The 24,056-nt window shown below is 71.0% G+C and carries 23 protein-coding genes and 1 pseudogene; 6 read left to right on the top strand and 18 right to left on the bottom strand.

The annotated features are described in order from the left end of the window. Positions 1 to 3: 3 nt before the first annotated feature. The 3 genes from ACZ7M3_RS02580 to ACZ7M3_RS02570 all read left to right on the top strand — a co-directional run bounded on the left by ACZ7M3_RS02580 (position 4) and on the right by ACZ7M3_RS02570 (position 2,901). The gene (locus tag ACZ7M3_RS02580; protein ID WP_472060067.1) at positions 4 to 960 is read left to right on the top strand and encodes a fumarylacetoacetate hydrolase family protein; all 957 of its coding nucleotides are present in this window, start codon (positions 4 to 6) and stop codon (positions 958 to 960) included. 153 nt (positions 961 to 1,113) lie between these two features. After that, a complete protein-coding gene (locus ACZ7M3_RS02575) occupies positions 1,114 to 2,094 on the top strand; it encodes a LysR family transcriptional regulator (RefSeq protein WP_472060066.1) in 981 nt (326 codons plus the stop codon). Between the two features lie 36 nt (positions 2,095 to 2,130). Further along, on the top strand, positions 2,131 to 2,901 hold the full coding sequence (locus ACZ7M3_RS02570; RefSeq protein ID WP_472060065.1) for an SDR family NAD(P)-dependent oxidoreductase: 771 nt from the start codon (positions 2,131 to 2,133) through the stop codon (positions 2,899 to 2,901). A gap of 36 nt (positions 2,902 to 2,937) precedes the next feature. On the opposite strand, the gene ACZ7M3_RS02565 is transcribed toward ACZ7M3_RS02570, so the two are convergent. The 7 genes from ACZ7M3_RS02565 to ACZ7M3_RS02535 all read right to left on the bottom strand — a co-directional run bounded on the left by ACZ7M3_RS02565 (position 2,938) and on the right by ACZ7M3_RS02535 (position 9,521). Next, positions 2,938 to 4,188: an RNA polymerase sigma factor gene (locus ACZ7M3_RS02565; protein WP_472061004.1), complete on the bottom strand. Its 1,251-nt coding sequence runs from the start codon at positions 4,186 to 4,188 to the stop codon at positions 2,938 to 2,940. 5 nt (positions 4,189 to 4,193) lie between these two features. Next, positions 4,194 to 4,535, bottom strand: a complete 342-nt coding sequence (locus ACZ7M3_RS02560; protein ID WP_097226666.1) for a YciI family protein — start codon at positions 4,533 to 4,535, stop codon at positions 4,194 to 4,196. Beyond that, entirely contained in the window at positions 4,532 to 5,269 is a 738-nt protein-coding gene (locus ACZ7M3_RS02555; protein ID WP_472060064.1) for a nuclear transport factor 2 family protein, read from the bottom strand. Before ACZ7M3_RS02555 ends, ACZ7M3_RS02560 begins: the two co-directional genes overlap by 4 nt. A gap of 123 nt (positions 5,270 to 5,392) precedes the next feature. Beyond that, positions 5,393 to 6,937, bottom strand: coding sequence for an MFS transporter (locus ACZ7M3_RS02550; protein ID WP_472060063.1), 1,545 nt, complete (start codon positions 6,935 to 6,937; stop codon positions 5,393 to 5,395). Positions 6,938 to 6,948: 11 nt separating this feature from the next. Beyond that, positions 6,949 to 7,362 carry a VOC family protein gene (locus tag ACZ7M3_RS02545; protein ID WP_095856274.1) on the bottom strand — a complete coding sequence of 138 codons (414 nt, stop codon included), beginning with the start codon at positions 7,360 to 7,362 and terminating at the stop codon, positions 6,949 to 6,951. A gap of 6 nt (positions 7,363 to 7,368) precedes the next feature. Beyond that, entirely contained in the window at positions 7,369 to 8,148 is a 780-nt protein-coding gene (locus tag ACZ7M3_RS02540; protein WP_472060062.1) for an SDR family NAD(P)-dependent oxidoreductase, read from the bottom strand. Positions 8,149 to 8,291: 143 nt separating this feature from the next. After that, on the bottom strand, positions 8,292 to 9,521 hold the full coding sequence (locus ACZ7M3_RS02535) for a cytochrome P450 family protein (RefSeq protein WP_472061002.1): 1,230 nt from the start codon (positions 9,519 to 9,521) through the stop codon (positions 8,292 to 8,294). A 189-nt stretch (positions 9,522 to 9,710) separates the two neighbouring features. On the opposite strand from ACZ7M3_RS02535, the gene ACZ7M3_RS02530 reads away from it, so the two are divergent. The 3 genes and pseudogenes from ACZ7M3_RS02530 to ACZ7M3_RS02520 form a co-directional block, all read left to right on the top strand. Next, positions 9,711 to 10,541: a class I SAM-dependent methyltransferase gene (locus ACZ7M3_RS02530; protein WP_472060061.1), complete on the top strand. Its 831-nt coding sequence runs from the start codon at positions 9,711 to 9,713 to the stop codon at positions 10,539 to 10,541. Between the two features lie 286 nt (positions 10,542 to 10,827). Then, a complete protein-coding gene (gene rho / locus ACZ7M3_RS02525) occupies positions 10,828 to 11,970 on the top strand; it encodes a transcription termination factor Rho (protein ID WP_472060060.1) in 1,143 nt (380 codons plus the stop codon). Between the two features lie 124 nt (positions 11,971 to 12,094). After that, positions 12,095 to 12,976, top strand: a pseudogene (locus ACZ7M3_RS02520) (D-alanyl-D-alanine carboxypeptidase family protein); the annotation flags it as partial. An 11-nt stretch (positions 12,977 to 12,987) separates the two neighbouring features. Here ACZ7M3_RS02520 and ACZ7M3_RS02515 read toward each other — a convergent pair. From ACZ7M3_RS02515 to crcB (ACZ7M3_RS02465), 11 genes are all read right to left on the bottom strand, one after another. Continuing rightward, positions 12,988 to 14,373 (bottom strand): glycosyltransferase 87 family protein, encoded by a 1,386-nt coding sequence (locus tag ACZ7M3_RS02515; protein ID WP_472060059.1) that lies wholly within the window; start codon positions 14,371 to 14,373, stop codon positions 12,988 to 12,990. Continuing rightward, positions 14,370 to 15,782 (bottom strand): polyprenol phosphomannose-dependent alpha 1,6 mannosyltransferase MptB, encoded by a 1,413-nt coding sequence (gene mptB, locus ACZ7M3_RS02510; protein WP_472060058.1) that lies wholly within the window; start codon positions 15,780 to 15,782, stop codon positions 14,370 to 14,372. The genes ACZ7M3_RS02515 and mptB overlap by 4 nt, the downstream gene beginning before the upstream one ends. Before the next feature lie 209 nt (positions 15,783 to 15,991). Then, a complete protein-coding gene (locus ACZ7M3_RS02505; protein WP_472060057.1) occupies positions 15,992 to 16,942 on the bottom strand; it encodes a glutaminase in 951 nt (316 codons plus the stop codon). 33 nt (positions 16,943 to 16,975) lie between these two features. Continuing rightward, positions 16,976 to 18,394 carry an aspartate ammonia-lyase gene (gene aspA, locus ACZ7M3_RS02500; protein ID WP_388518768.1) on the bottom strand — a complete coding sequence of 473 codons (1,419 nt, stop codon included), beginning with the start codon at positions 18,392 to 18,394 and terminating at the stop codon, positions 16,976 to 16,978. Positions 18,395 to 18,575: 181 nt separating this feature from the next. Continuing rightward, the gene (locus ACZ7M3_RS02495; protein WP_472061000.1) at positions 18,576 to 19,583 is read right to left on the bottom strand and encodes an asparaginase; all 1,008 of its coding nucleotides are present in this window, start codon (positions 19,581 to 19,583) and stop codon (positions 18,576 to 18,578) included. Positions 19,584 to 19,591: 8 nt separating this feature from the next. After that, the gene (locus ACZ7M3_RS02490; protein ID WP_472060056.1) at positions 19,592 to 21,040 is read right to left on the bottom strand and encodes an amino acid permease; all 1,449 of its coding nucleotides are present in this window, start codon (positions 21,038 to 21,040) and stop codon (positions 19,592 to 19,594) included. Continuing rightward, positions 21,037 to 21,714: a FadR/GntR family transcriptional regulator gene (locus ACZ7M3_RS02485; protein ID WP_095856265.1), complete on the bottom strand. Its 678-nt coding sequence runs from the start codon at positions 21,712 to 21,714 to the stop codon at positions 21,037 to 21,039. The genes ACZ7M3_RS02490 and ACZ7M3_RS02485 overlap by 4 nt, the downstream gene beginning before the upstream one ends. Positions 21,715 to 21,884: 170 nt before the next feature. Further along, on the bottom strand, positions 21,885 to 22,721 hold the full coding sequence (locus ACZ7M3_RS02480) for an undecaprenyl-diphosphate phosphatase (RefSeq protein WP_067373235.1): 837 nt from the start codon (positions 22,719 to 22,721) through the stop codon (positions 21,885 to 21,887). Between the two features lie 93 nt (positions 22,722 to 22,814). Then, positions 22,815 to 23,189 (bottom strand): fluoride efflux transporter CrcB, encoded by a 375-nt coding sequence (gene crcB / locus ACZ7M3_RS02475; RefSeq protein WP_472060055.1) that lies wholly within the window; start codon positions 23,187 to 23,189, stop codon positions 22,815 to 22,817. Between the two features lie 2 nt (positions 23,190 to 23,191). After that, positions 23,192 to 23,566, bottom strand: a complete 375-nt coding sequence (locus tag ACZ7M3_RS02470) for a DUF190 domain-containing protein (protein WP_472060054.1) — start codon at positions 23,564 to 23,566, stop codon at positions 23,192 to 23,194. Then, on the bottom strand, positions 23,563 to 24,039 hold the full coding sequence (gene crcB / locus ACZ7M3_RS02465; protein WP_472060053.1) for a fluoride efflux transporter CrcB: 477 nt from the start codon (positions 24,037 to 24,039) through the stop codon (positions 23,563 to 23,565). Before crcB (ACZ7M3_RS02465) ends, ACZ7M3_RS02470 begins: the two co-directional genes overlap by 4 nt. Positions 24,040 to 24,056 lie beyond the last annotated feature (17 nt).

Genomic DNA, 24,056 nt, shown 5'->3' with positions numbered 1-24,056 from the left:
GGCATGCGGTTCACGACATACGCGTACGAGGGCGTGGAGCGCGCCGGGGTCGTCCGTGCCGGGGTCATCCATCCGCTGCCGCCCGGCACGACCGTCCTGTCGCTCGTCGAGCAGGAGGACCTGCATGCCGCGGGCAGCGAAGCGCTGTCCGTCGAGAGCGACTTGACGGTGGATCAGGTACGCCTGCTGACCCCGCTGAAGCCGCCGTCCATCCGGGACTTCGTCGGTTTCGAGGCGCACATCGAGGGGGTCGCCAAGTCGCTGGACGGTCTGGATCAGGTGCCCGAGGAGTGGTACCGGGCGCCGAACTTCTACTTCACCAACCCGCACGCGGCCTACGGCGCGCACGACGACGTTCCCGTCCCGGCGGGCTGCTCGGTGCTCGACTTCGAGCTGGAGGTGGGCGCGGTCGTCGGCCGCGCGGGCCGAGACCTCACGCCCGAGCGGGCCCGCGAGCACATCGTCGGCTATCTCGTCTTCAACGACTGGTCGGCGCGCGATCTGCAGAAACCGGAGAAGAACCTCGGTCTCGGCTTCTCCAAGGGCAAGGACTTCGCGAACACCCTCGGCCCGTACCTGGTCACGGCCGACGAGGTGGCGGACCGGCGCGACCCGGACGGCTTCCTCGACCTGGAGATGACGGTCACCCTGAACGGCGAGCTGATCGGCCGCGACACCCTCGCCAACGTCTCCTGGACCTTCGAGGAGATGGTCGCCTACGCCGCCCGTGACGCCTGGGTGCGCCCCGGCGACATCCTCGGCTCGGGCACCTGCGGCTGGGGGGCGCTCGCGGAGTTCTGGGGACGCGTCGGGGAACGTACGCCGCCGCCCCTGAAGCCCGGCGACGAGGTGACGCTCACCGTGGAGCGCCTCGGCACCGTCTCCAACCGGATCGTCCCCGGGCGCACGGAGGTGTATCTGCCGCGGGCCCGCAAGCGCGGCCGGACGCCCCGGCCGTAGCCCTCCGTACCCCTTTCGACCTGCACACATCCAGGGATCCGATGGTTGCCATCGGATCCCTGTGAGTTGCCTCCCGGCCCTTCCTCGGCGGGAACCCGGTCGTTACGCTCCCGTTTCACCGAGCTTCAACGACGCGGCCGGAAGGAGACACACATGGGTCTCGGAGCGATCGACCTGAATCTCCTGGTGGCGCTGGAAGCCCTCCTGGAGGAGAAGAACGTCACCCACGCGGGGGTGCGGCTGTCGACCAGCCAGTCCGCGATGAGCGGCTCGCTGGCCCGGTTGCGGCGGCACTTCAACGACGAGCTGCTGGTGCGGGTGGGGCGCGAGTACGAGCTGACGCCGCTCGCGGAGCGCCTGCTGCCCGTCGTCCAGGCTTCCCTGCACAAGGCCGAGGAGGCGCTCTCGCTGACCCGGCACTTCGAGCCCGCACGCAGCCGGCAGCGCTTCTCGGTGGTGATGTCGGACTATGTGATGACGGTGTTCGTGGAGCCGCTGCTGCGGGCCATCGCGCAGGAGGCGCCGGGCGTCCGCATCGACTTCCACCCCATCGTGGACGGGCAGTTGGAGACGGAGACCCATCTGCGCTGTCACGACCTGATGATCGTGCCGCTCGGGTACCAGCTGCCGGGCGTCAGCGAGGCCGTGATGCACGACCGGTTCGTGTGTCTCGTCGACCCGGACAACCCGCGACTGGTGGACGGGCGGCTCGCCCTGCGCGACCTGGCGGAGATGCCGCACGCCGCGTGCGGCATCGGCAAGCTCACACCGGCCGACCGCCAGCTGGAGACCCTCGGCATCACGCCGAGGGTGCAGGTCAGCACGCCCGGCTTCAACGTGCTGCCGTTCCTGGTGAGCGGCACCGACCTGGTCGCCCTGGTGCCCGAGCGGCTCGCCCGGCGCTACGAGGGCTTCGCCCGCTGCGCCGTCGTACCGACGCCGTTCCCGGACGTGCCGCTCGTGGAGGCCATGTACTGGCACCACAACCGGCACGCGGATCCCGCGCACCGGTGGTTGCGGGAGACGGTCCGCAAGGTGGGCGCGTCGCTGGACGATCCCGTGACCGCGGAGATCGTCGACGTGGATGCCAGCCATGGCGAACGCGCGTTTCCGGAGCTGGCCCCCGCTTCCTAGCGTGGGGAGCGAACCCCCGCCCCCTTGGAGGAAGCCGTGAGCCGCACGCGCCTGGCCGGTCGTACCGTCGTCGTCACCGGAGCCGCACAGGGCCAGGGAGCCGTGGAGGTGGCGGCGGCGGCCCACGAGGGGGCCTCGGTGGTCGCCACGGACGTCCTCGACGAGCCCGGCGAGAAGCTCGCCGCCGCCCTGCGCGCCGACGGCCTCGACGTGCGCTACCACCACCTGGACGTGTCGTCCCCGGACGACTGGGCGGCCCTGGCGACCTCCCTGGAGGTCGTGCACGGGCTCGTCAACAACGCCGGGATCCCCCTGCGGGCTCGCCTCGGCGCAGTCGAACTCGCCGACTGGAACCGGGCGTTCGCGGTGAACACCACCGGCCCGATGCTCGGCATCCAGGCCCTCACCCCGCTGATGCCCCCCGGGTCCTCGATCGTGAACGTCGGCTCGGTGGCCGGTCTCACCGCCCATCACGCGGTCGCGTACACGGCGAGCAAGTGGGCGCTGCGGGGCTTGTCGAAGGTGGCCGCGCTGGAACTGGCGCCGCGCGGTATCCGTACGAACGTGATCCACCCCGGTTACATCGAGACGCCCCTGATGGCGACGGCCAACCCGGTCTTCACGCGGGCGCACCTCTCGATGACTCCGCAGGGCCGCCCGGGCAGCTGCGAGGAGGTCGCTCCGCTGGTCATGTATCTGCTCTCCGACGAGTCGTCCTACGTGAACGGCGCCGAGATCACCGTGGACGGCGGCTACTCCGCGCACGGCGGCGTGAAGGCGATCACGAACGCGCTCGACGCGGTGTGACCCCCGGGCCCCGGGGACGGTCGCCGCGGACGGGTCCTACGCCGATCGGCACTGCGCGAGCCGCTTCTCCAGAAAGCGCCGCTCGGCGGCGTTCTCCACGAGCTCCAGCGCCCGGTCGTACGCCTCGGCCGCCTCCGCCGGGCGTCCCATGCGGCGCAGCAGATCCGCGCGGGTGGCGGGCAGCAGGTGGTAGCCGTCCAGCTCGCCCTCCCGCTCCAGCTCCGCGACGAGCGCCAGCCCCGCTTCCGGGCTCTCGGACATGCCCACCGCTACCGCACGGTTGAGCCGCACCACGGCGGAGGGCACGAAGCGCGCCAGTTCCCCGTACAGCGCGGCGACGTCGGCCCAGTCCGTGTCCTCGGCCGTCGCGGCGGTGGTGTGGCAGGCGGCGATGGCGGCCTGGATCTGGTAGGGCCCCGGGCGGCCACGGCGCAGGGCGGTCTCCAGGAGGGCGGCGCCCTCGTCGACGGCGGTCTTGTCCCAGGCCGTACGGTCCTGGTCCTCCAGCGTCACCAGTTCGCCGGCCGCGTCCACCCGGGTCGCGCGCCGGGCGTCGTGCAGCAGCAGGAGGGCGAGCAGACCGAGGACCTCGGGTTCGTCGGGCATCAGACGGGCCAGGACCCGGGCGAGCCGGATGGCCTCCGCGCAGAGGTTCGTACGCACCAGGTCGGCGCCGGACGTGGCGGCGTACCCCTCGTTGAAGAGCAGGTAGACCACGCCGAGGACGCCGGTGGTGCGTTCGGGCAGCAGATGGGCGGGCGGTACGCGGTAGGGGATGCCGGCGTTGCGGATCTTCCGTTTGGCGCGCACCAGGCGCTGCGCCATGGTCGCCTCGGGCACGAGGAAGGCGCGGGCGATCTCGGGCGTGGTGAGCCCGGCGAGGGTGCGCAGGGTCAGTGCCACCCGGGCCTCGATGGGGAGCGCCGGGTGGCAGCAGGTGAAGATGAGGCGCAGGCGGTCGTCCCGGACGCCGCTGTCGTCGCCGTCGTACTCCGGGTCGCTGGGCCCGTCGTCCCGTGCCAGCACCGCCGCCTCCCGCAGTTTCTGAGCGCCCACCGCCTCGCGACGCAATACGTCCAGGGCCCGGTGGCGTGCGGTCGTGGTCAGCCAGGCGCCGGGGCGGCGCGGCACTCCGTCGCGCCGCCACCGGTCCAGGGCCTGGGCGAAGGCGTCCTGCGCGCACTCCTCGGCGAGGTCCCAGTCGCCGGTCACCCGGATCAGGGTGGCGACGACCTGGCCCCATTCCTCGCGGAAGGCGGCGGCGACCGCCGCCTTCACGTCGCCGATGTCGTTCACTCCCAGACCGGCCGCACCTCGACCGAGCCGCCGCCCAGCGCCGCCGGATGCCGGGACGCGAGCGCGATGGCCTCGTCGAGGTCGGCGACCTCGACGATGTCGATGCCGGCCACGTACTCCTTGGACTCCACGAACGGCCCGTCGCTGAGCAGGACTTCGTCGCCCTGGACACGCACGGTGGTGGCGTCGGTGGACGGCCGCAGCCGTGCGCCGCCCTTGACGATGTCGCGGCTGCGGACCTCGTCGATGTACGAGGTGAAGCGGGGGTCGTCGGCGATCTGCGCGGGGCTCAGCTCCTCGCCGCCGACGGGGGTGCAGATGAACAGGACATACTTCATGACAAGCCCTCCGTGACGCCGGTGTCGAACGGGATCGAGGTGTGCTGGTGGACGATCTGCCAGCGGTCGCCCGCGGCGCGGTAGCCGGTGGTCACCCGGGCGGTGGTGTCGAGCGGTTCACCGGTGGCGAGCGTGGCGCGGATCCGTACGAGCGCGTGGCTGAAGGCGACACTCTCGTCGACCCGTACGCGAAAGTCTGACACCTCGCGGTGCACGGGCCCGCTCAGGGTGGAGAACCACAGCTCCTCCGCCTTGCGCAGGGCCTCGACGCCACCCTGTTCCAGACCGCTCACGGGATGGAACACCTCGACGTCGGGGGCGTAGCAGGCCATCGCCCGGTCGAAGTCCCGATCCCGGCCGGCGGCGGTGAGTTCCGCGTCGAGCCGGCGGATCTCGGTCTCGGCGTCCTCGTCGTCCCAGAAGGCGCGCACCTCCATGGCGCCGACGGCCGCCACGGGGTGCTGCGCGGCCACCTCGACGGCCTCCTCCAGGCTGTCGCAGTCGAGGATGTCGTACCCGGCGACGTACTCCTTCGTCTCGGCGAACGGCCCGTCGGTGCGCAGCACCTCGCCGCCGCGCACCCGCACGGTGACCGCATCGGCGGGGAGCCGGAGCCGGTGGCCGTGCAGCCGGACGCCGCTGCGGGCGCCGTGCTCCTCGACCCAGGGCTCGACGGGGGCCATGCCCGAGGCGTCGGCGGTGTCGTCGCCGCAGACCAGCAGCATGTATTTCATGGTTCCTCCCGGTGCTCATGAACTTCCTACACCCCACCGACGAACAGGACCGCACCGAATCGACACCCTGGGCGCACGAAGAGGCCGGGGCCCCTGGCCCCGGCCTCTTCGCGACGACCCGCGTTACGCGGTGGCCGTCCGCACCGACGGCTCACCGCCGGCGCCGACCGCCGCTCGGGCGGTGTTCTTGCGCACCAGCAGCAGGGTGACCAGCGCGCCGAGCAGGGAGGCACAGCCGCAGATCACCACGCCGATGGCCATGCCGTGGCCGAGCGCGGTCTGCGCGGCGGCCCTGGCGCTGTCGCTGCCCGCGTTGACGACGGCGAGCGGGCCCGCGGCGGCCTCCATGCCGGCGTCCGCGCCGCCCAGCTTGCCCACCAGGGCGGAGGACGCGGCGCTCATCGCGATGGTGCTGATGACGGCAGGTCCCAGGCCCTGGCCGAACTCGCGGACCAGGCTGGTGGCGCCGCTGGCCATGCCGGTCATGTGGATCGGTACGGCGTTCACGGCGGCCGAGGTCAGCGAGGAGACGACGCAGATGAAGCCGATGCCGAGCAGCAGCACCGGGCCGATGAAGGCGGCGAGGGAGGTCGTGGTGATGGGCAGCGCGGCGATCCAGAACTGTCCCGCGGCCATCGGCAGCAGTCCGCCCATCAGAAGCCAGCGGGCGTCGACGCGGGTGAGCATCCTGCTGAGCACCGGCGCCAGGAGCAGCGGGATCAGCTGGAGGATCACGAACGGCATGCCGGCGTGCAGTGCGCTCAGGTGCATCACGGCGCCGAGGCGGATGGAGACGCAGTACGCGGTGCCGATGAAGCCGAACATGCCGGCCAGGGCGACGACGGCCGCGGCGGCGAAGGACGGGATCCTCAGCAGGTCCAGGTTGAACATGGGCGAGGCGGCGCGGGTCTCGGCGACGACGAAGCCGACGAGGGCCACCGCCGCGAGGGCCAGCGAGCCGACGATGGCCGCGCTGCCCCAGCCGCGGTCGCCGCCCTCGATGATGCCCCAGAGCAGGGCGGTGAGGCCGACGGCGATGGTGATCTGGCCCGGCCAGTCCAGGGCGCGGCCCTCGGGGGCCTTGGAGTCGGTGACCAGTTTCCAGCAGGTGACCGCGACCGCCAGACCGAGGACGACGGGCGGCACGAACGCCCAGCGGAAGTCGGCGACCGTGGCGAGCACCCCGGAGGACAGCGGTCCCACCGCGGAGGCGAGGGAGATGCTGAGCGCCCAGGTGGAGACCGCCTTGGCACGGTCCTTCCCGTCGGGGGTGGCGGCCGCGATGACCGCGAGGGAACTGGGGAAGAGCGCCGCGGCTCCGATACCGGCCAATGCCTGTCCGGTCCACATCATGGTGATGTTCTGGGAGGTGGCGTTGAGGAGTTCACCGAGCGCCAGGACGAGGCCGCCGAGCACCAGCAGTCGCTTGCGGCCGAAGAGGTCTCCGACCACACCGAAATTCAGTTCAAGAATGGCGGTGGGGAGAATGAAGGCGGACGTGACCCAGGCGACCTGGGAACCGGACGCCCCGAAGGCGGCCTGGATTTCACCATTGATGGGGGACGGAACGGTAATGCACAGTTGCGCGGCGGCGACTGCGAGACAGCAGGCTATGAGTGTTCCGAGGTCCAGTTTCTTCAAAGAGGTCGTGGAGATCGAATCCGTCATCGTGCGTGCCCTCACTCTGCGTTTTTCTCTATGAGTTCGATGAGATTTCCCTCGGGGTCGGTGACCCAGGCCATGCGAATACCGGGTTCGGGGGAAGGACCCGGTTTCATGGCCTCGCCCGCTCCGTGCGCCACCAAGGCCGCGTAGACGGGGTCGAGTTCCGCGGTGGTGACCGCGAAGTGCCCGTATCCCTCGGTGAGGGCGGCGGTCAGCGGGTCCGGGGCCCGCAGCCCCGGCGCGGATCCGGGCCTGGCGAGGAGCTCGATCCGCCAGCCGTGCGGATGTTCGAGGACGACGGCGCTCAGACCGGGTCCTTCGAGGGTGAACTCGAAGACGGCCCTGAGCCCGAATGCCCCCTGGTACCAGCTGGTCTGGGCGGGCAGATCGCGTACGTTGACGCCCACGTGGTCGAGTCGGACGGTCACCGGTGCTCAGCCGGCCATCGCGCTGTCGCCACCGTCGACCATCAGGTTGGCGCCGTTGACGAACGCCGCCTCGTCGGAGCAGAGGAAGGCGGCGGCGCGCGCGATGTCCTCGGGCTCCCCCACCCGGCCCACCGGGATCCGCGCCTCCAGCTGCGCCTTCGGTCCGTCGGGGTCGTCGAGGAAGGGCGCGGTCGCGGACGTGCGGGTCATACCGGGGGCGATGGTGTTGACCCGGATGTGGTGCGGGGCGCCGGCCGCGCACAGGTGCTTGCTCATCGCCAGCACCCCGCCCTTTGCGGCGCCGTGCGGGACCATCGGCATGAAGGGGGCGCCCCGGACGGCGGCCACCGAGGCGACGTTGAGGACGGCTCCGCCGCCGCGGGCGATCAGGTGCGGCCAGGCCGCCTGCGTACAGAAGTAGGGGATGTCGAGCTCGTTCTTGATGGTGAAGTACCAGTCCTCGGCCGGCATGGTCGCGAACGGCCCGTTCCGCAGTGCGGAGGCGTTGTTGTAGAGGATGTCGATCCCGCCGAGGGCGTCGATCCCCGCGTCGATCCACTCGCGGGCGCCCGCCTCGGTGGAGAGGTCCACCGGGGCGCGGGACCGCATGACACCGCCGGCCTTCTCGACGAGTTCCACCGTTTCCGCGGCGGCGTCGGCATCGAGGTCGCAGCCGAATACGGTGGCGCCTTCCGCGGCGAATACCTGGGCCGCGGCCCGCCCTATTCCGGCCCCCGTTCCGCTGATGAAAGCGATTTTTCCGGCCAGTCGACCCATGATTGCCATGTCCCTTGTCCAGTACCGCCGGTGTGCGGTGCTGGCAGCGTAGGGACGGCCATTGCCCAGAACAAGAAAAGGGTCGGCGCGGGGGCATCGCGGTGTCGTATGGCTGGTATGCGGCGCGGTGTCGTACGGCGGTATGCATACGGTCAGCCGCGGGAGGTGCCGAGCCGTACGGGAAGTGCCCGCACGCTGTTGCCGACGAAACTGGAGTGCCGGGAGAGTTCCGCCTCCGTCACGGCGAGGTCGAGGTCGGGGAAGCGGGTGAACAGCCGCTCCAGGGCGATGGTCGCCTCCATGCGCGCCAGCGGGGCACCGAGGCAGTAGTGGGCGCCGTGCCCGAGGGAGAGGTGCCGGGCCGCGCCGGACCTGCCGGGCCGGGTGACGTCGAAGCGGTCGGCGTCCTGGCCGTGCACGGACGGGTCGCGCCCCGCCGCCGAGTAACCGGCCAGCACGGGCGTCCCCTTGGGAATCACCGTGCCGTCGACGGTCAGGTCCCGCACCGGATAGCGGAAGGGGAAATAGCTGACGGGCGCGTCCCAGCGCAGGGTCTCCTCGACCACGTCCGCCCAGCCCACCCCGCCCTCGCCCTTCATGACCAGCTCCAGCTGGTCCCGGTGGCCGCAGAGCGCCCGTACGGCGTTGGTGAGGAGATTGAGTGTGGTCTCGTGCCCCGCGATGATCATCAGTACCAGGGTGCCGATCAGCTCCTCCTGGCTGAGCCGGTCGCCCTCCTCGTCCCGGGCGGCGATCAGCGCGCTGGTGAGGTCGTCGCCCGGCCGCTCGCCCCGCGCGACGGCCACGGCGGCGAGCACGGCGACGAGTTCACGGTTGGCCGCCAGGGCCTTCTCGGGGCCGATGTCGGTGGCGACCACCTGGTTCGACAGGTGGTGCAGCCGGTCGCGGTGCTCCGCGTCCACCCCGAGCAGTTCCCCGATGACCCCCATGGGCAGCGGCATCGCGAAATGCCGCCGCAGATCGGCGACTCCGCCGTCCCGCTCGGCCGCGGCCCGGAGGTCGTCGAGCAGCCTCGCCGTCAACTCCTCGATCCGGGGCCGGAGTTCCTCGACCCGGCGCGCGGTGAACGCCTTGCTCACGAGCGACCGCAGCCGCCGGTGGTCCTCGCCGTCCGCGGTCGTCATCCCGCGGACGGTCGCGAAGGTCGCGAGCGGCCACCCCGGCGCTATCCGCCCCTCCCGCAGTTCGGTGAAGTGCTCGGCGCCCTTGGCGACTTCGGGATGCGCGAGGAACTCCTTCAACGCCTCGTGCCCGAGCACCGCCATGCCCTCCACCTCGCCGGGCAGCACCACCGCCGCGACGGCGCTCCGCTCGAGCAGCCGCGCGTTGTCGGCGTGCGGGCAGCCACCGGCCGGGTCCATGCGGTGCGGCGTGACGGGAGAGGTGTCCACCGGAGATCTCCTTATGGGCGCGGGGAGTCGGGCGCAAGCGCTGCGAGCCGTTACGACGAAGGATTCTGCCCGCTCGCCCCCGTGACCGACAGCGATGGCGTACGCGCCGATCCGCGGTTCTTCCCCCGGATCCGCCGCCGTCCACGGTTGGATGGTTCCATGACCGACGAGCACGAGCGGATGATGCGGGCCAACCAGGCCAACTGGGACGCGCGGACCCCCGTCCATCTCGCCAGTCGGTTCTACAGGCTGAGCGAGAAGCCCGACCCGGCGCGCTGGTTCGCCGCCTTCGAATGGGAGGACCTCGGGGACCTGGCCGGCCTCGACGTGTTGCATCTCCAGTGCCACCTCGGCACGGAGACCATCGCCTTCGCCGAGCGCGGCGCGCGGACCGTCGGCCTGGACATCTCCGAGGCGTCCGTGGCGGCCGCGGCCGACATCGCGGCACGGGCGGGCGCCGACGTGACGTACGTACGGGCCAATGTGTACGACGCCGTCGAGGCCCTGGACGGGCGGCGGTTCGACGTGATCTACACCGGCAAGGGCGCCCTGTGCTATCTGCCCGACCTGGACCGCTGGGCCGCCGTCGTCGCTCGACTGCTGCGCCCGGGAGGGAGATTGTACATCGCCGAGTTCCATCCGCTGCTCAACGCGCTGGGCCCCAAGCCCGCCGAGGGCGAGGGCACCGAACTGCTGCTGCGCCACGACTACCTGGGCGGCCGGGACGCCGTGCACCGGAACGCGACCTACACGTACACCGACGGACCGGCCGTCGAGGGCGCGACCGACAGTTACGAGTGGATGCACGGAATGGACGAGGTCATCAACGCGTTGACCACAGCGGGACTCGGCATCCGCCGGCTCCGGGAAAGCGACGAGCTTCCCTGGCCGCGCTGGCCGCAGATGGTCCGTACGCCGTCCGGCTGGTGGCGCCTGCCGGAGGGCGAGCCGCGCATTCCGCTGCTGTACGGCCTCCTGGCGAGCCGTTGAGAGACAGATCACAGCCGCTCCGCCGCAAGCCGTGGTAGTGTGCGGTCAGCACTTGTGTACGCCCCGTCTCGGGCGCCGGTGCTGGGTCTCCCTCTTTCGCTGACACGCCCGTCGCTTTTCCGATCGGGCGACCAGCTTCTTCACATCACCTTCCGAGCACGGTCAGCCGTAGCTCCTTCAGGTGATCTTCCCCGCCGCACCGAGGCGTGAGCACGCCGCCTCCCCCCGGCACACCCCCTCCCTTCTTCATGACCTCATGGATCCGTCCTCGAAAGGACCACCTCTCATGACCACCACACTCGAACACCCTCCCGTACAGAAGCAGCTCCCGGCCCACGCCACCGGTGTCCTCGACATCGCGCACAACGGGCAGGGGTACCTGCGCGCCGCCGAGAGCTGCCTGCCCACGCCGACCGACATCCAGGTCTCCGCCGCGCTGATCCGCCGTCACGGCCTGCGCAAGGGCGACACCGTCGAAGGCGTACGCGGCGGACCCCGCGCCCTCGCCGAGGTCGAGCGGATCAACGGCCGCACCCCCGAAGAGCTGCGCCGCCGCCCGCACTTCCGCGACCTCACCCCGCTGCACCCGCGCGACCGGCTCCGCCTGGAGCACCCGGCGAGCGGCATGGCCGGACGCGTCGTCGACCTGGTCTCCCCCGTCGGCAAGGGCCAGCGCGGTCTGATCGTCGCCCCGCCCAAGACCGGCAAGACGGTACTGCTCCAGCAGCTCGCCGCCGCCGTCGCCGGCAACCACCCCGAATGCCATCTGATCGTGCTGCTCCTCGACGAGCGGCCCGAAGAGGTCACCGACATGCGGCGCTCCGTCCGCGGCGAGGTCTACGCCTCGACCTTCGACAAGACACCGAAGCAGCACATCGCCCTGGCCGAGCTCGTCGTCGAGCGCGCCAAGCGGCTCGTCGAACAGGGCGAGGACGTCATCATCCTGATGGACTCGCTCACCCGGCTGTGCCGCGCGCACAACAACGCGGCCGCCTCCGGTGGCCGCACCCTCAGCGGCGGTGTCGACGCCGCCGCGGTGCACGGCCCCAAGCGGTTCTTCGGCGCCGCGCGCCTCGCCGAGGAGGGCGGCTCGCTCACCATCCTCGCCACCGCCCTGGTGGAGACCGGCTCCCGCGCCGACGACTACTTCTTCGAGGAGCTCAAGAGCACCGGCAACATGGAGCTCCGCCTCGACCGGACCCTCGCGTCACGGCGTGTGTTCCCGGCCGTGGACATCACCCCTTCCGGCACCCGTCGCGAGGAACTGCTCCTGCCCGGGGCCGAGTTGACAGCCGTACGCGGCCTGCGACGCGCCCTGCAGACTCGGGACGCCCAGGCCGCCCTGGAAACCCTCCTGGAGCGGCTGCGCGCCACGCCGGACAACGCGACCTTCCTGCGTCAGGTCCAGCCGACCCTGCCCACCGCCTGATCCCACCCCGAACCCACCGCGCCTGACCTCCCGGACCTCTTCCGCATGTGGCATCCGGGTACTGCATCCCCTCCCTCAGGCCTGGCACCCCGGCGCACGGCGACTCCGTTCCTACGTTGACGGTATGACAATCGGATTCCCATCCCGGATGGTCGTCTCGTTGACCGCCTTCTCCTGCTCCGCCCTCTGTGTGGCCGGAGCACTGGCCCTCGCGCCGAGTCAGGCCTTCGCCCGCCCCGGTACGGACCTGCCGAGACCCATGGCCTCCCAGACGCCCTACCTCCAGCGGGCCGGGACGCAGGTACGCACACGGTCCGACGCCCCGGCACTGCCGGACATCTCGGCGCTGTCGTGGGTGGTGGCCGACTCAGGCACCGGCGAGGTGCTCGCCGCGCACGACGCGCACCTCAAGCTGCCGCCCGCCAGCACCCTCAAGACCCTCTTCGCGCTCACCGTGCTCCCGGCGCTGCCCGGCGGCATCCAGCACACCGTCAAGGAGGAGGAACTGGAGGGCATCGGCGACGGCAGCAGCCTGGTGGGCGTGGCCGCGGGGCACACCTACCGCGTGTCCGACCTGTGGCGCGGCGTCTTCCTCAACTCCGGCAACGACGCCGTGCACGTACTGGCCGCGATGAACGGCGGCTGGCACCGGACGACGGTCCGGATGCAGGCCAAGGCCCGCTCGTTGGGCGCCCTCGACACCCATGTCGAGTCGCCCGACGGCTACGACACCCCGGGCCAGGTCTCGTCGGCGTACGACCTCGCGGTCTTCGGACGGGCCGGCCTGCGCAACCCGGAGTTCGCGCGCTACTGCTCCACCGCCGAGGCCACCTTCCCCGGCGACGGCTACCCGTACGAGATCCAGAACACCAACCGGCTGCTGACCGGCGCCGACGGGGTGGCGCCCTACCCGGGCCTGATCGGCGTCAAGAACGGCTACACCACCAACGCGGGCAACACGCTCGTCGCCGCCGCGCACCGGGGCAAACGCACCCTCGTCGTCTCGGTGATGAACCCTCAGGCGGGCGGCGGCACCACGGTGTACGAGGAGGCCCGCTCGCTGCTCGACTGGGGCTTCGCGGCCGCCGGGCACGTCGAACCCGTCGGATCGCTCCCCGACAGCCGGTCCGTCCCGGCGGCGGGCGCCTCGCCCGTACAGGCGAGGACCGGGTCCGCGGACGGCCTCGACGGCGGCTGGCCGGAGGCGGCCGGGATCCTGGGCGCCGCGGGTCTGGGCGCGGGCGGAGTGGCCCTCGCTCTGCGTCTCAAGGGCGTGCGGGCCACCCGCGACTGACCCACCGGCAACCACAGCAGCAGCCCGAGCGTGATCCACGTGTACGTGTTGCTGCCGAGGAATCCGTCGAGGCCGGAGGAGTCGTCGAACCAGAGCCACACCACGCTGCTGCACAGCACCGCGTACAGGGCCGCCGCGACCCGCGCACGGTGCCGGTGCAGCAGTACGGCGAAGGACGGCAGCAGCCAGACGAGGTGGTGCACCCAGGTGATCGGGCTGAGGAGGCAGGCGGCGAGCCCGGTGAGGGCGAACGCGGCCGTCCAGTCCTCGTCGGCCAGCGCCCGCGAGGTCCGCCACGCCCACACGCACAGGAACAGCAGGGCGGTCGCCGCCCACACGGCCCGACTCGGTTCGCCCGGTGCGGCGAGCCGGGCCAGGACGCCCTGCAGCGACTGGTTGGAGACATAGGCGAGACGTCCGATGCGATTGGTGTCCCACAGTGCCTCGGACCAATAGAAACGCGAGGCGTCCGGCGCCACCCAGCCCGCGAGACCGGTGGCCGCCGCGGCGACGGCCGTCGCGACGCCGGCGGCGCGCCAACGGCGGCCGAGCAGCAGCAGGCCGATGAAGAGCGCGGGGGTGAGCTTGATCGCTGCGGCCAGCCCGATGCCGACGCCCGCCCGGCGTCCCCGGCCGGTGGACAGCAGCCAGGCGTCGCTCAGGACGAGGGCCAGCAGCAGGAGGTTGACCTGCCCGAAGCTGAAGGTGTCGCGGACCGGTTCGAGCAGGGGTAGCAGACAGGCCGTGAGGGCGTAGCCGTACCAGCCGTAGCGGCGCAGCGCGGGCCCGACCAGGATCCACACCACGACCGCCAGCGCCGCGAGATTGAGCACCACGGAGACGGCGATCGCCGTGCGCAGCCCGATCAGCGCCATCGGCAGCATGGTCACGGCCGCGAACGGTGGATAAGTGAATCCGTACGTGGTTCCCGGCACCCAGTAGTCGTAGATGCGGCCGCCGTGATGGACCCAGGCGTCGACGGTGCCGTAGTAGACGCGCAGATCGAACCAGTCGCGCAGCAGCGGCACGGTCGCGGTGAACACGCCGACCGCGACGGCGAGAGAGAGCAGGCCGAGCAGCCGTCGGCCGTCGGTGTCCAGTTGTCTCATACCGTCCGCCCCAGCACCGGCGGCTGCGCCGGCTCTTCGGCCCGGGCGGCCTGACGGGCCTGCCAGAGCACGACGAGGGCGAGCGCGCCGCCGGAGACGGCCAGCACCACCTGATCCATGTCCGGCGGTCCGCCGCTCGGCAGTACGGCGAGCGCGAGTACCGCACTGGCCGCCGCGACCCGGTGACGCACCGAGCCGTTGGGCGCCGCGGCGGCGATGAGGAACAGGCCCCACAGGGCGTACCAGGGCCGGATCGCGGGACCGAACACGGCGACCGCGCCCAGGCTCAGGCCCAGCGCGTAGATGGGGCCCGGCCGCAGGCGCAGCCATATGAACAGGACGACCAGGACGGTCACCACCAGCCCGGTCGCGTGCCAGACGGGCATCGCCAGCGGGGCGAGGCCGCTGCCGAGATCCTTCAGCAGGGCGCCGGTGGCGCGGCCGAGGACGCTGGTGGGCGACCAGTTGTGTGGGGAGACGGGGGTCTTCAGGGCCGCGATCCAGCCGTACCCCGTGCCCGTCACGGCGGTCACCGCGGCCGTGGTGGCGAGCGCGACCCCGGTCGTGGTCAGGACCGTGCGCAGTGCTCCGCGACGCCCGCGCAGCGCCACCACCGCCAGCAGGCCGAGCACGGCCGGCGCCTTGACCAGGGCGGCGAGGGTGATGAGGACGACGCCCAGCAGGTGCCATCGGCCGCGCGCGGCGACCAGGCCGACGCCGAGCAGTCCCAGCATGATGGCGTCGTTGTGCGCACCGGCCACCAGGTGCAGCAGCACGAGCGGGTTGAGCGCGCCGAGCCACAGCGCGGCGGCCGGATCGGCACCGCTGTGCCGGGCGAGGCGGGGCAGCGCCGCCGCCATCAGGCCGACGCCGAGCAGCGCGACCAGGCGCATGCCGAGCAGCCCGGCCGGTATCTCCCCGCGGGTGAGGCCGGACAGCGCGGAGGCGACGGCGAGGAAGACCGGGCCGTACGGCGTCGCGGTCTGCTGCCACACCGGTGCCACCTCGTCGGCGAGCGGCCCGCCGAGCTGCGCGGGCCCGTTGGCGTACACGTCGATGTGCGCGTCGACCATGGCGCCCTGCGCGAGATAGCTGTACACGTCCCTGCTGAACAGCGGCGGCGCGAGAAGCAGCGGCGCCGCCCAGGCAGCGAGCACCAGGAGCAGTGCGCGCGGCGTCGGCGGCTCGGGACCGCGTACGACCTTGCCGAGCAGCACCCACGCGGCGATCAGCAGGACGACACCGAAGTAGACCCCGACCACGCCCAGTACGGCACGCGCGGAGCCGGGGTCCAGGAAGTCCCGCGTGGGCAGGGCGCCGGCCGTCTCACCGCCGAGCGCGAGGAAGGCGGTGCCGATCAGGCCCAGGGCCTGACAGCGGCGGAGATCGAGGGGAGCCTTGGCCAACACTTGGCAAGCGTGTCAAGGGCGGGTGGCCGGAAAGCGACGTCATGCCTTCCCGGCGGGGTCCGTAGAGTTACCTCCGCGTGGTGCTTCGTCGGGTGCGGGTGCATTGTGGCTTGTCGCGCCCACGCGGCGGAGCCGCATATTGTCAGGGCCCCGCGCCCCTGACGGGGCGCTCTACCGAGCCGGGATGGGGTGAACCCCCCCGTACTGACTCAGAACACCGACACTCCCGTCAGTGTCGTGAAGCGGTCCAGGGCCGCCACGCCTGCCACCGAGTTGCCCCGCTCGTCCAGACCGGGACTCCAGACGCACAGGGTGCAGCGGCCGGGGACCACCGCGATGATGCCGCCGCCGACGCCGCTCTTGCCGGGGAGGCCGACGCGGTAGGCGAAGTCGCCCGCCGCGTCGTACGTGCCGCAGGTCAGCATGACCGCGTTGACCTGCTTGGCCTGGCTCTGGGTGAGCAGTCGGGAGCCGTCGGCGCGCAGACCGTGCCGGGCCAGGAAGCCCGTGGCGAGGGCGAGGTCGGCGCAGGACGCCTCGATCGAGCACTGGCGGAAGTACTGCTCGAGGAGCACCGGTACCGGGTTGTCGATGTTGCCGTACGAGGCCATGAAGTGGGCGAGGGCCGCGTTGCGGTCGCCGTGGGTGGCCTCGGAGGCGGCCACCTCCTTGTCGAAGGTGAGCTCGGCGTTGCCGCTCTCCGCACGGAGGAAGGCCAGCAGGGTGCCGGCCGCGTCGCCGGTACGGGTCTGGAGCCGGTCGGTGACGACCAGGGCGCCCGCGTTGATGAACGGATTGCGCGGGATACCGTTCTCGTACTCCAACTGCACCAGCGAGTTGAAGGGGTTGCCGGAGGGCTCGCGGCCGACGTGTTCCCACAGTTCGTCGCCCTCACGGGCCAGGTCGAGGGCGAGGGTGAAGACCTTGGTGATGGACTGCGCGGAGAACGGCTGCCGCCAGTCCCCCACGCCGTACACCGTGCCGTCGAGCTCGGCCACGGCCATGCCGAAGCGCCGGGGGTCGCAGGCGGCCAGCGCCGGGATGTAGTCGGCGGGCCGGCCGCGGCCGGGTGTCTGCCCGATCTCGGTGGCGATGCGCTCCAGGACCGGCTGGAAGGTCGGGGACGACGGATACGAGGAAGACACAGCCATGATCACCATTGTGCCGCCGGACCGGTCCTGGTGCGCATCGGGTCACACCGCCTGTGGGGTTCCGCTGCCCGCGATGACCTCGGGCCGCAGCAGCGCCGCCAGCCGCTCGGCGGGCAACAGGCCCTTCTCCAGGACGAGTTCGGCGACGCCGCGCCCGGTGGCGAGGGCCTCCTTGGCGATGTCGGTGGCGGCCGTGTACCCGATGTGCGGGTTCAGGGCGGTCACCAGGCCGATGGAGTTCTCGACCGCGGCGCGCAGGACCTCCGTGTTGGCGGTGATCCCGGTGACGCAACGCTCGGCGAGGGTCAGGCAGGCGGTGCGCAGGTGGGTGATGCTCTCGGACAGGGAGTGCAGGATGATCGGCTCGAAGGCGTTGAGCTGGAGTTGCCCCGCTTCCGCGGCCATGGTGATGGTGACGTCGTTGCCGATGACCTCGAAGGCGACCTGGTTGACGACCTCGGGGATCACCGGGTTGACCTTGCCGGGCATGATGCTCGAACCGGCCTGCACCGGCGGCAGGTTGATCTCGTTGAGGCCCGCGCGCGGCCCGGAGGACAGCAGCCGCAGGTCGTTGCAGCTCTTCGACAGCTTCACGGCGATCCGCTTGAGCACGCCGGACATCTGGACGAAGGCACCGCAGTCCTGTGTGGCCTCGACCAGGTTGGCGGCGGTGACCAGGGGCAGCCCCGTGATCGCGGCGAGGTGGCGGCGGGCGGATTCCGCGTATCCGGCGGGGGCGTTGAGGCCGGTGCCGATGGCCGTGGCGCCGAGGTTGATCTCGTGGATCAGCTCGACGGCCTCGGCGAGCCTGCTGCGGTCCTCGTCGAGCATCACCGCGTACGCCGAGAACTCCTGGCCGAGGGTCATCGGCACCGCGTCCTGGAGCTGGGTACGCCCCATCTTCAGCACGTCACGGAACTCGAAGGCCTTGGCGGCGAAGGCGTCCTGGAGCACGGCCATCGCCTTGAGCAGCTCGCGCACCGCGAAGACGGTGGCGACCTTGACGGCGGTGGGGTAGACGTCGTTGGTCGACTGGCCGAGGTTGACGTCCTCGTTGGGGTGCAGGTACTGGTATGCGCCCTTGGCGCGGCCGAGGAGCTCCAACGCCCGGTTGGCGACGACCTCGTTGGCGTTCATGTTCGTCGAGGTGCCGGCGCCGCCCTGGATGACGTCGACGACGAACTGGTCGTGCAGCTTGCCTGCGCGGATCTCCCGGCAGGCGGCGACGATGGCCATGGCCTTCTCCGGTTCGAGCAGGCCGAGTTCCTCGTTGGCACGGGCGGCGGCCTCCTTGACGGCGGCCAGGGCCTCGATCAGATGCGGGTAGGCGGAGATCGACGTTCCCGTGATGGGGAAGTTCTCGGTGGCGCGCAGGGAGTGGATGCCCCAGTACGCCTCGGCCGGGACGTCACGGTCCCCGAGCAGATCGTGTTCACTGCGGTGCGCTACGGCGACGGTCATGACTGAGCGGTCCTCTTTCGGAGGGGTGAGGGTGGATTGGGTGAGGGGTACGGGCGGGCCGGTCAGGGGCGAGTCGCTGATCCAGCCCTGAGGCGCACGAACCTAAGGGGCGCGAGGAACCGCGCGACCAGCCACAACGGACCCGCACCGGCCACCGCACCCCACGACCGTGGTCGCGCGCTCAGCCCGAGAGCGGATCAAGCACCCGGGCCGGGCGCAGCCCGCCCACAACGGCACCACCCCCGAGCAGCGGCACGGAGCCGAACTCCGCAAGCAACGCCGGGGCGACCCCCGCGCGCGCGAGCGCCGCCGCGGCCACCGGCCCACGCGCCCGGTCGGCCCCGTCGGCGATCTTCACGGCGACGGCCCGGCCGTCCGGCAGCGCGGCCATCTGGACGCCCTCGAAGCCGTCCTTCGTGAGCAGCCCCGGCACGGCCCGCATCAGTGCCGCGACATCGCGGCCGGAGCCGGACGCCATCTCGGCGTGCTCGCGCATCGCGTCGGCGACCCGCGCCTCGGGGGTGCCGGCCTGTGCGGTGGTGATCCGGGCGGCGGCGCGGGCGAGCCCGTGCAGCGAGACGGAGAAGAGGGGCGCGCCGCAACCGTCGACGGTGACCTGGGCGATCGCCTGCCCGGTGAGATCCTCGACGATCTCCGCGATGGCCTGCTGGAGGGGGTGGCCCGGGTCGAGGTAGTCGTCGAGGGACCAGCCGTTGAGCCGGGCGGTCATCAGCATGGCGGCGTGTTTGCCGGAGCAGTTCTGCGCGAGCCGGGACGGCAGCCGCCCCTCGCGGATCCAGGCGTCCCGCACGACCGGGTCGTACGGCAGGTCGGGCACGTTGCGCAGGTCGTCCTCGGTGACTGCGGCCAGTTCCAGGATCCGCCGGGTCCCGGCCAGGTGCCGTTCCTCGCCGGAGTGACTGGCCGCGGCCAGCGAGAGCAGCTCGCCGTCCAGCGGCAGTCCCGCCCTCAGCATCGCCACCGCCTGGACGGGCTTGAGCGCCGAGCGCGGATAGAACGCGGCCTCGATGTCCCCGATCTGGAGGTCGACGCCGCCGTCGGCGGCCAGTACGACCACCGAGCCGTAGTGGATGCCTTCGACGACTCCGCCGCGGACGAGGTGGGCGACGGGGGCGTGCAGGGGTTCGCGGATCACCGGGGCGGCGGCGATCGAGGCGGCGTACGTCATGCTCGTGCTCACGCGTCCGCTCCGTCACGGATGCCGGAGACCCGGCGGCGCACCCCGTACCACCCGGCGACGAGCGCCACGGCGATCAGCGGCAGACACAGCACGGTGGTGCGCCCCGCGCCCCCGTCGGCGTACATCAGGACGAGGACGGAGACGAGGAAGCCGATCGTCACGATCTCGGTCCACGGCGAGCCGGGCAGGCGGTAGCTCGGCCTGGTCAGCTCACCGCGCTGGGTCTTCCGCCAGAACAGCACATGGCAGAGCATGATCATGCCCCAGGTGGCGAGGATGCCGATGGCGGCGAAGTTCAGGACGATCTCGAAGGCGTCGGCGGGGACCACGAAGTTGAGGCCGACGCCGAGGACGCAGATCCCGCTGGTGAGCAGGATGCCTCCGTACGGGACCTGGCTGCGGCTCATCACGCCGGTGAACCGGGGAGCGGAGCCCGACATCGCCATGGAGCGCAGGATGCGGCCGGTGGAGTAGAGGCCGGAGTTGAGGGACGACATGGCCGCGGTGAGCACGACCAGGTTCATCACGCCGCCCGCCGCCGGGATGCCGATGTTCGACAGGACGGTCACGAAGGGGCTCTGGCCCGCGCTGTACTTGTTCCAGGGCAGCAGCATCGAGAGCAGGACGACCGAGCCGACGTAGAACAGGCCGACACGCCACATGATCGAGTTGATCGCCTTCGGCATGATCTTCTCGGGGTTCTGCGTCTCGCCCGCCGCGACACCGACCAGCTCGACGGAGGCGTAGGCGAAGACGACGCCCTGGATGATCAGCAGCATCGGCAGCAGGCCGTTGGGGAAGATTCCGCCGTTGTCGGTGATCAGGGACGGGCCGGGGGTGGTGCCGTCGACGGGGTGCTGGGTGACCAGCAGGAAGATGCCGATGAGCATGAAGACGACGAGCGCGCTCACCTTGATGATCGCGAACCAGAACTCCAGTTCGCCGAACATGCGTACGGATATCAGGTTCACCGTGAGGACGACGGCGAGCGCGACGAGCGCGATCACCCACTGCGGGATGTCGGAGAACATGCCCCAGTAGTGGGTGTAGACGGCCACGGCGGTGATGTCGGCGATACCGGTGGTGGCCCAGTTCAGGAAGTACATCCAGCCGGCGACGTACGCGCCCTTCTCCCCCAGGAACTCCCGGGCGTACGACACGAAGGCGCCGGAGGACGGCCGGTACAGGACGAGTTCGCCGAGCGCGCGCACGACGAGGAAGGCGAAGACGCCGCACACCGCGTACGCGACGAAGAGGGAGGGGCCGGCGTCGGCGAGCCGGCCGCCCGCACCGAGGAAGAGGCCGGTGCCGATGGCGCCGCCGATCGCGATCATGTTGACGTGCCGGGACTTCAGCGACTTGCTGTAACCCGCGTCTCCGGCGTCGACGTGCACGGCCGGTGCGCCGGCCGATGTGGCCTCGTCTTTGAGGGACTGCTCGCTCACGCCTCGGGTCCGCCTTCCGTGGGGGTGTCCGTACGCGCGGGGCGCACGATGTCGGTGAGGGTGGTCTCCACGCGGTCGAGGTGATGGGACATCGCCTCGACCGCGTCGTGTTCACTGCCGTCGATCAGCGCCTCGACGATCGCCCGGTGCTCACGGTTGGACTGTTCGCGCCGCCCGCCGAGCTCGTTGAGGAAGGCGGACTGGCGGGCCAGCGCGTCCCGGATCTCTTCGATCACCCTGCGGAAGACCGGGTTCTGCGAGGCCTCGGCGACCGCGATGTGGAAGATCGTGTCCATCGCGACCCACGCCGTGGTGTCGGTCTCCCGCTCCATCCGGTCCAGCAGATGGGCCAGGTGGTCGAGGTTCTCCGGGGTCCGGCGCACCGCCGCGTAACCGGCGACCGGGATCTCGACGTGGCGGCGCACCTCGAGCAGGTCGCTCGCCGCGTAGTCGCCGAAGGTGGGGTCCTCGACCGCGTTGGCGACCACGAAGGTGCCCTTGCCCGTACGGGACACGGTCAGGCCCATCACCTGCAGGGCCCGCAGCGCCTCGCGGAGCACCGGCCGGCTGACCTCCAGGCGGCGGCACAGCTCGGCCTCGGAGGGGAGTTTGTCACCGATGGCGTATTCGCCGCGCTCGATGGCGCTGCGAAGGTGGGTGAGCACCGCTTCCATGGCGCTGACGCGCCGCGGTACCGATCCACCTGTCTGGCTGTCTGACAGGTTCACGGGGGTGATCCTGCGGGTGACAAGAGGGGGCTGTCAAGGGGAGTGAAAAGAAACATTCAGGGGGTGCGAAGCCTGTAAACCGGCTTCGCACCCCCTGTGAGCTGCTGTTTCCGCGATCAGCCGGCGAGGGTCCCGCTCGCCAGCAGCCCGAACAGTGCCAGACCGATCACGATCCGGTAGATCACGAAGGCGTTGAAGGAGTGCTTGGCGACGAACTTCAGCAGCCAGGCGATCGACCCGTAGGCGACGACGAAGGAGACGATCGTGCCGACCGCGAGCGGCGCGGCACCCACCCCCGTACCCAGCGCGTCCTTCAGCTCGTACAGACCGGCGCCGGTGAGGGCGGGAATGCCGAGGAAGAAGGAGAGCCGGGTGGCGGCGACCCGGTCCAGGTCCAGGATCAGCGCGGTCGACATCGTGGCGCCGGAGCGCGAGAAGCCCGGGAAGAGCAGCGCGAGGATCTGCGAGCAACCGACCAGCATCGCGTCCTTGAAGGACGTGTCGTCCTCACCGCGCTTGTGGCGTCCCATCTGGTCCGCCGCCCACATCACACCACTGCCGACGATCAGCGAGCCCGCGACCACCCACAGGGAGGCGAGCGGTCCGTCGATGAGCGGCTTGGCGGCAAGGCCCACGATCACGATCGGGATGGTGGCGTAGATGACCCACCACGCGAACTTGTAGTCGTGGTGCTGCCGCTCCTCGGGATTGCGCAGCCCCCGGCCCCACGCGGAGACGATCCGCACGATGTCCTTGAAGAAGTACACCAGTACGGCAGCGATCGCGCCGACCTGGATGACCGCCGAGAACCCGACGACGGCCTTGTCGTCGACCGGGATGTTCATCAGCCCCTCGGTGATCTTGAGGTGGCCGGTGGAGGAGACGGGGAGGAACTCGGTCACTCCCTCGACGACTCCGAGGACGACGGCCTGACCGACGTTGATGACGCTCATAGGATCCAGTTCTAGGTCTGAGGGGTTGGTGGTGAGGAGGGTTGGTCGACAGTGCTGTAGACAGTCTTACTACGCGCGGGTGGCGTCCGGCACCTAGGCCCACAACGCCTGGGCGAAGAAGACACCCGCGAACGCCGCACCGAGCCCGGCCGTCACGCTCACGAGCACGTTGGCCGCAGCGTAGAACCCCGCGCCGGTCTCGGTCAGCCGTAGTGTCTCGTACGAGAACGTCGAGTACGTGGTCAGCGCCCCGCACAGGCCGGTCCCGAGGAACAGCTGAAGGTGGGAACCCGCGGCCCCCGCGGCGACCGCGCCGGTCAGCAGGCCGAGAATCAGACAGCCGACGACGTTGACCGCGAAGGTGCCCCAGGGGAAGACGGTGTCATGCCTGGTCTGCACCGCACGGTCGGTCAGATAGCGCAGGGGCGCGCCGACCATTCCGCCGACGATCACCAGCAGCCAGTTCACAACTACCTCTTACCTTTCTTGCCCGTTTTGCCGGATTCGGCGTCGCGTCCCGCATACCGGATGACTTCGCAGTCGTCGAGGACCACCAACCCCTCGCCGACGAGTTCGTCGAGCTGGGGCAGGAAGGCACGGACGCGGTCCTCGGTGTCCACGATGACGATCGCCACCGGCAGGTCCTCGCTCAGGGACAGCAGCCGTGAGGTGTGGATCAGCGAGGAGGCGCCGAAGCCCTCGATACCGCGGAAGACGCTCGCCCCGGCCAGTCCCGCCGCGTGGGCGCGGTGCACGATCTCCGTGTACAGCGGCTTGTGGTGCCAGACGTCGTTCTCGCCGATGAAGATCGTCACCCGTCGGGCGCTGCCCGTCAGTCGTGTCATCGCTGCCTCCGTACCAGGGCGCGGCGGGTCGCGGTCACCGCGAGCCACACCACCGTGAGCGCCGCGCACAGGGTCGCGGCGAGATAGGCGAGGCCGGTTCCGGGGTGGCCCGAGTCGACCAGTTTCTGGATGTCCACGGCGTACGTCGAGAAGGTGGTGAACCCTCCCAGCACACCGGTGCCGAAGAAGGGCCGCACGAGTCGGTGGGCCGCCCATACGTCCGTGATGACGACCATGAAGACGCCGATCACCGCACAGCCGATGACGTTGACCCAGAACGTGGTCCAGGGGAAACCGCCCGTCTCCACGGGCCACAGCCGCGCGGCCCCGTACCGGGCGGTGGCGCCGATGGCTCCGCCGAGCGAGACCATCGCCACGACCGGGGCCTGGCCGCGCCAGGGGGACGCGGGGTGCGGGGTCGGCCGTGCGGGGGCACCCGGTTCGTCGACGCGCTCGGGATGCGGGACGGTCATGACGTACTTCTCCTACT

Source organism: Streptomyces sp. NPDC111656 (genome assembly GCF_055656965.1).
Note: the sequence above shows the minus strand (reverse complement) of the source record. Positions and strands in the feature narration are given on the sequence as shown.

What these genes read in the sequence shown, in the direction of transcription:
- ACZ7M3_RS02560 (WP_097226666.1), bottom strand. Translation starts at nt 4,535, where the DNA reads ATGAAGTATGTCCTGTTCATCTGCACCCCCGTCGGCGGCGAGGAGCTG.
- ACZ7M3_RS02480 (WP_067373235.1), bottom strand. Translation starts at nt 22,721, where the DNA reads ATGAGCGTCATCAACGTCGGTCAGGCCGTCGTCCTCGGAGTCGTCGAG.
- crcB (WP_472060053.1), bottom strand. Translation starts at nt 24,039, where the DNA reads ATGACCGTCCCGCATCCCGAGCGCGTCGACGAACCGGGTGCCCCCGCA.
- ACZ7M3_RS02550 (WP_472060063.1), bottom strand. Translation starts at nt 6,937, where the DNA reads ATGACGGATTCGATCTCCACGACCTCTTTGAAGAAACTGGACCTCGGA.
- ACZ7M3_RS02555 (WP_472060064.1), bottom strand. Translation starts at nt 5,269, where the DNA reads ATGAAATACATGCTGCTGGTCTGCGGCGACGACACCGCCGACGCCTCG.
- ACZ7M3_RS02530 (WP_472060061.1), top strand. Translation starts at nt 9,711, where the DNA reads ATGACCGACGAGCACGAGCGGATGATGCGGGCCAACCAGGCCAACTGG.
- ACZ7M3_RS02535 (WP_472061002.1), bottom strand. Translation starts at nt 9,521, where the DNA reads ATGGACCCGGCCGGTGGCTGCCCGCACGCCGACAACGCGCGGCTGCTC.
- ACZ7M3_RS02580 (WP_472060067.1), top strand. Translation starts at nt 4, where the DNA reads ATGCGGTTCACGACATACGCGTACGAGGGCGTGGAGCGCGCCGGGGTC.
- ACZ7M3_RS02540 (WP_472060062.1), bottom strand. Translation starts at nt 8,148, where the DNA reads ATGGCAATCATGGGTCGACTGGCCGGAAAAATCGCTTTCATCAGCGGA.
- ACZ7M3_RS02495 (WP_472061000.1), bottom strand. Translation starts at nt 19,583, where the DNA reads ATGACGTACGCCGCCTCGATCGCCGCCGCCCCGGTGATCCGCGAACCC.
- aspA (WP_388518768.1), bottom strand. Translation starts at nt 18,394, where the DNA reads ATGACCGTCGCCGTAGCGCACCGCAGTGAACACGATCTGCTCGGGGAC.
- rho (WP_472060060.1), top strand. Translation starts at nt 10,828, where the DNA reads ATGACCACCACACTCGAACACCCTCCCGTACAGAAGCAGCTCCCGGCC.
- ACZ7M3_RS02505 (WP_472060057.1), bottom strand. Translation starts at nt 16,942, where the DNA reads ATGGTGATCATGGCTGTGTCTTCCTCGTATCCGTCGTCCCCGACCTTC.
- ACZ7M3_RS02470 (WP_472060054.1), bottom strand. Translation starts at nt 23,566, where the DNA reads ATGACACGACTGACGGGCAGCGCCCGACGGGTGACGATCTTCATCGGC.
- ACZ7M3_RS02575 (WP_472060066.1), top strand. Translation starts at nt 1,114, where the DNA reads ATGGGTCTCGGAGCGATCGACCTGAATCTCCTGGTGGCGCTGGAAGCC.
- ACZ7M3_RS02515 (WP_472060059.1), bottom strand. Translation starts at nt 14,373, where the DNA reads ATGAGACAACTGGACACCGACGGCCGACGGCTGCTCGGCCTGCTCTCT.
- ACZ7M3_RS02485 (WP_095856265.1), bottom strand. Translation starts at nt 21,714, where the DNA reads ATGGAAGCGGTGCTCACCCACCTTCGCAGCGCCATCGAGCGCGGCGAA.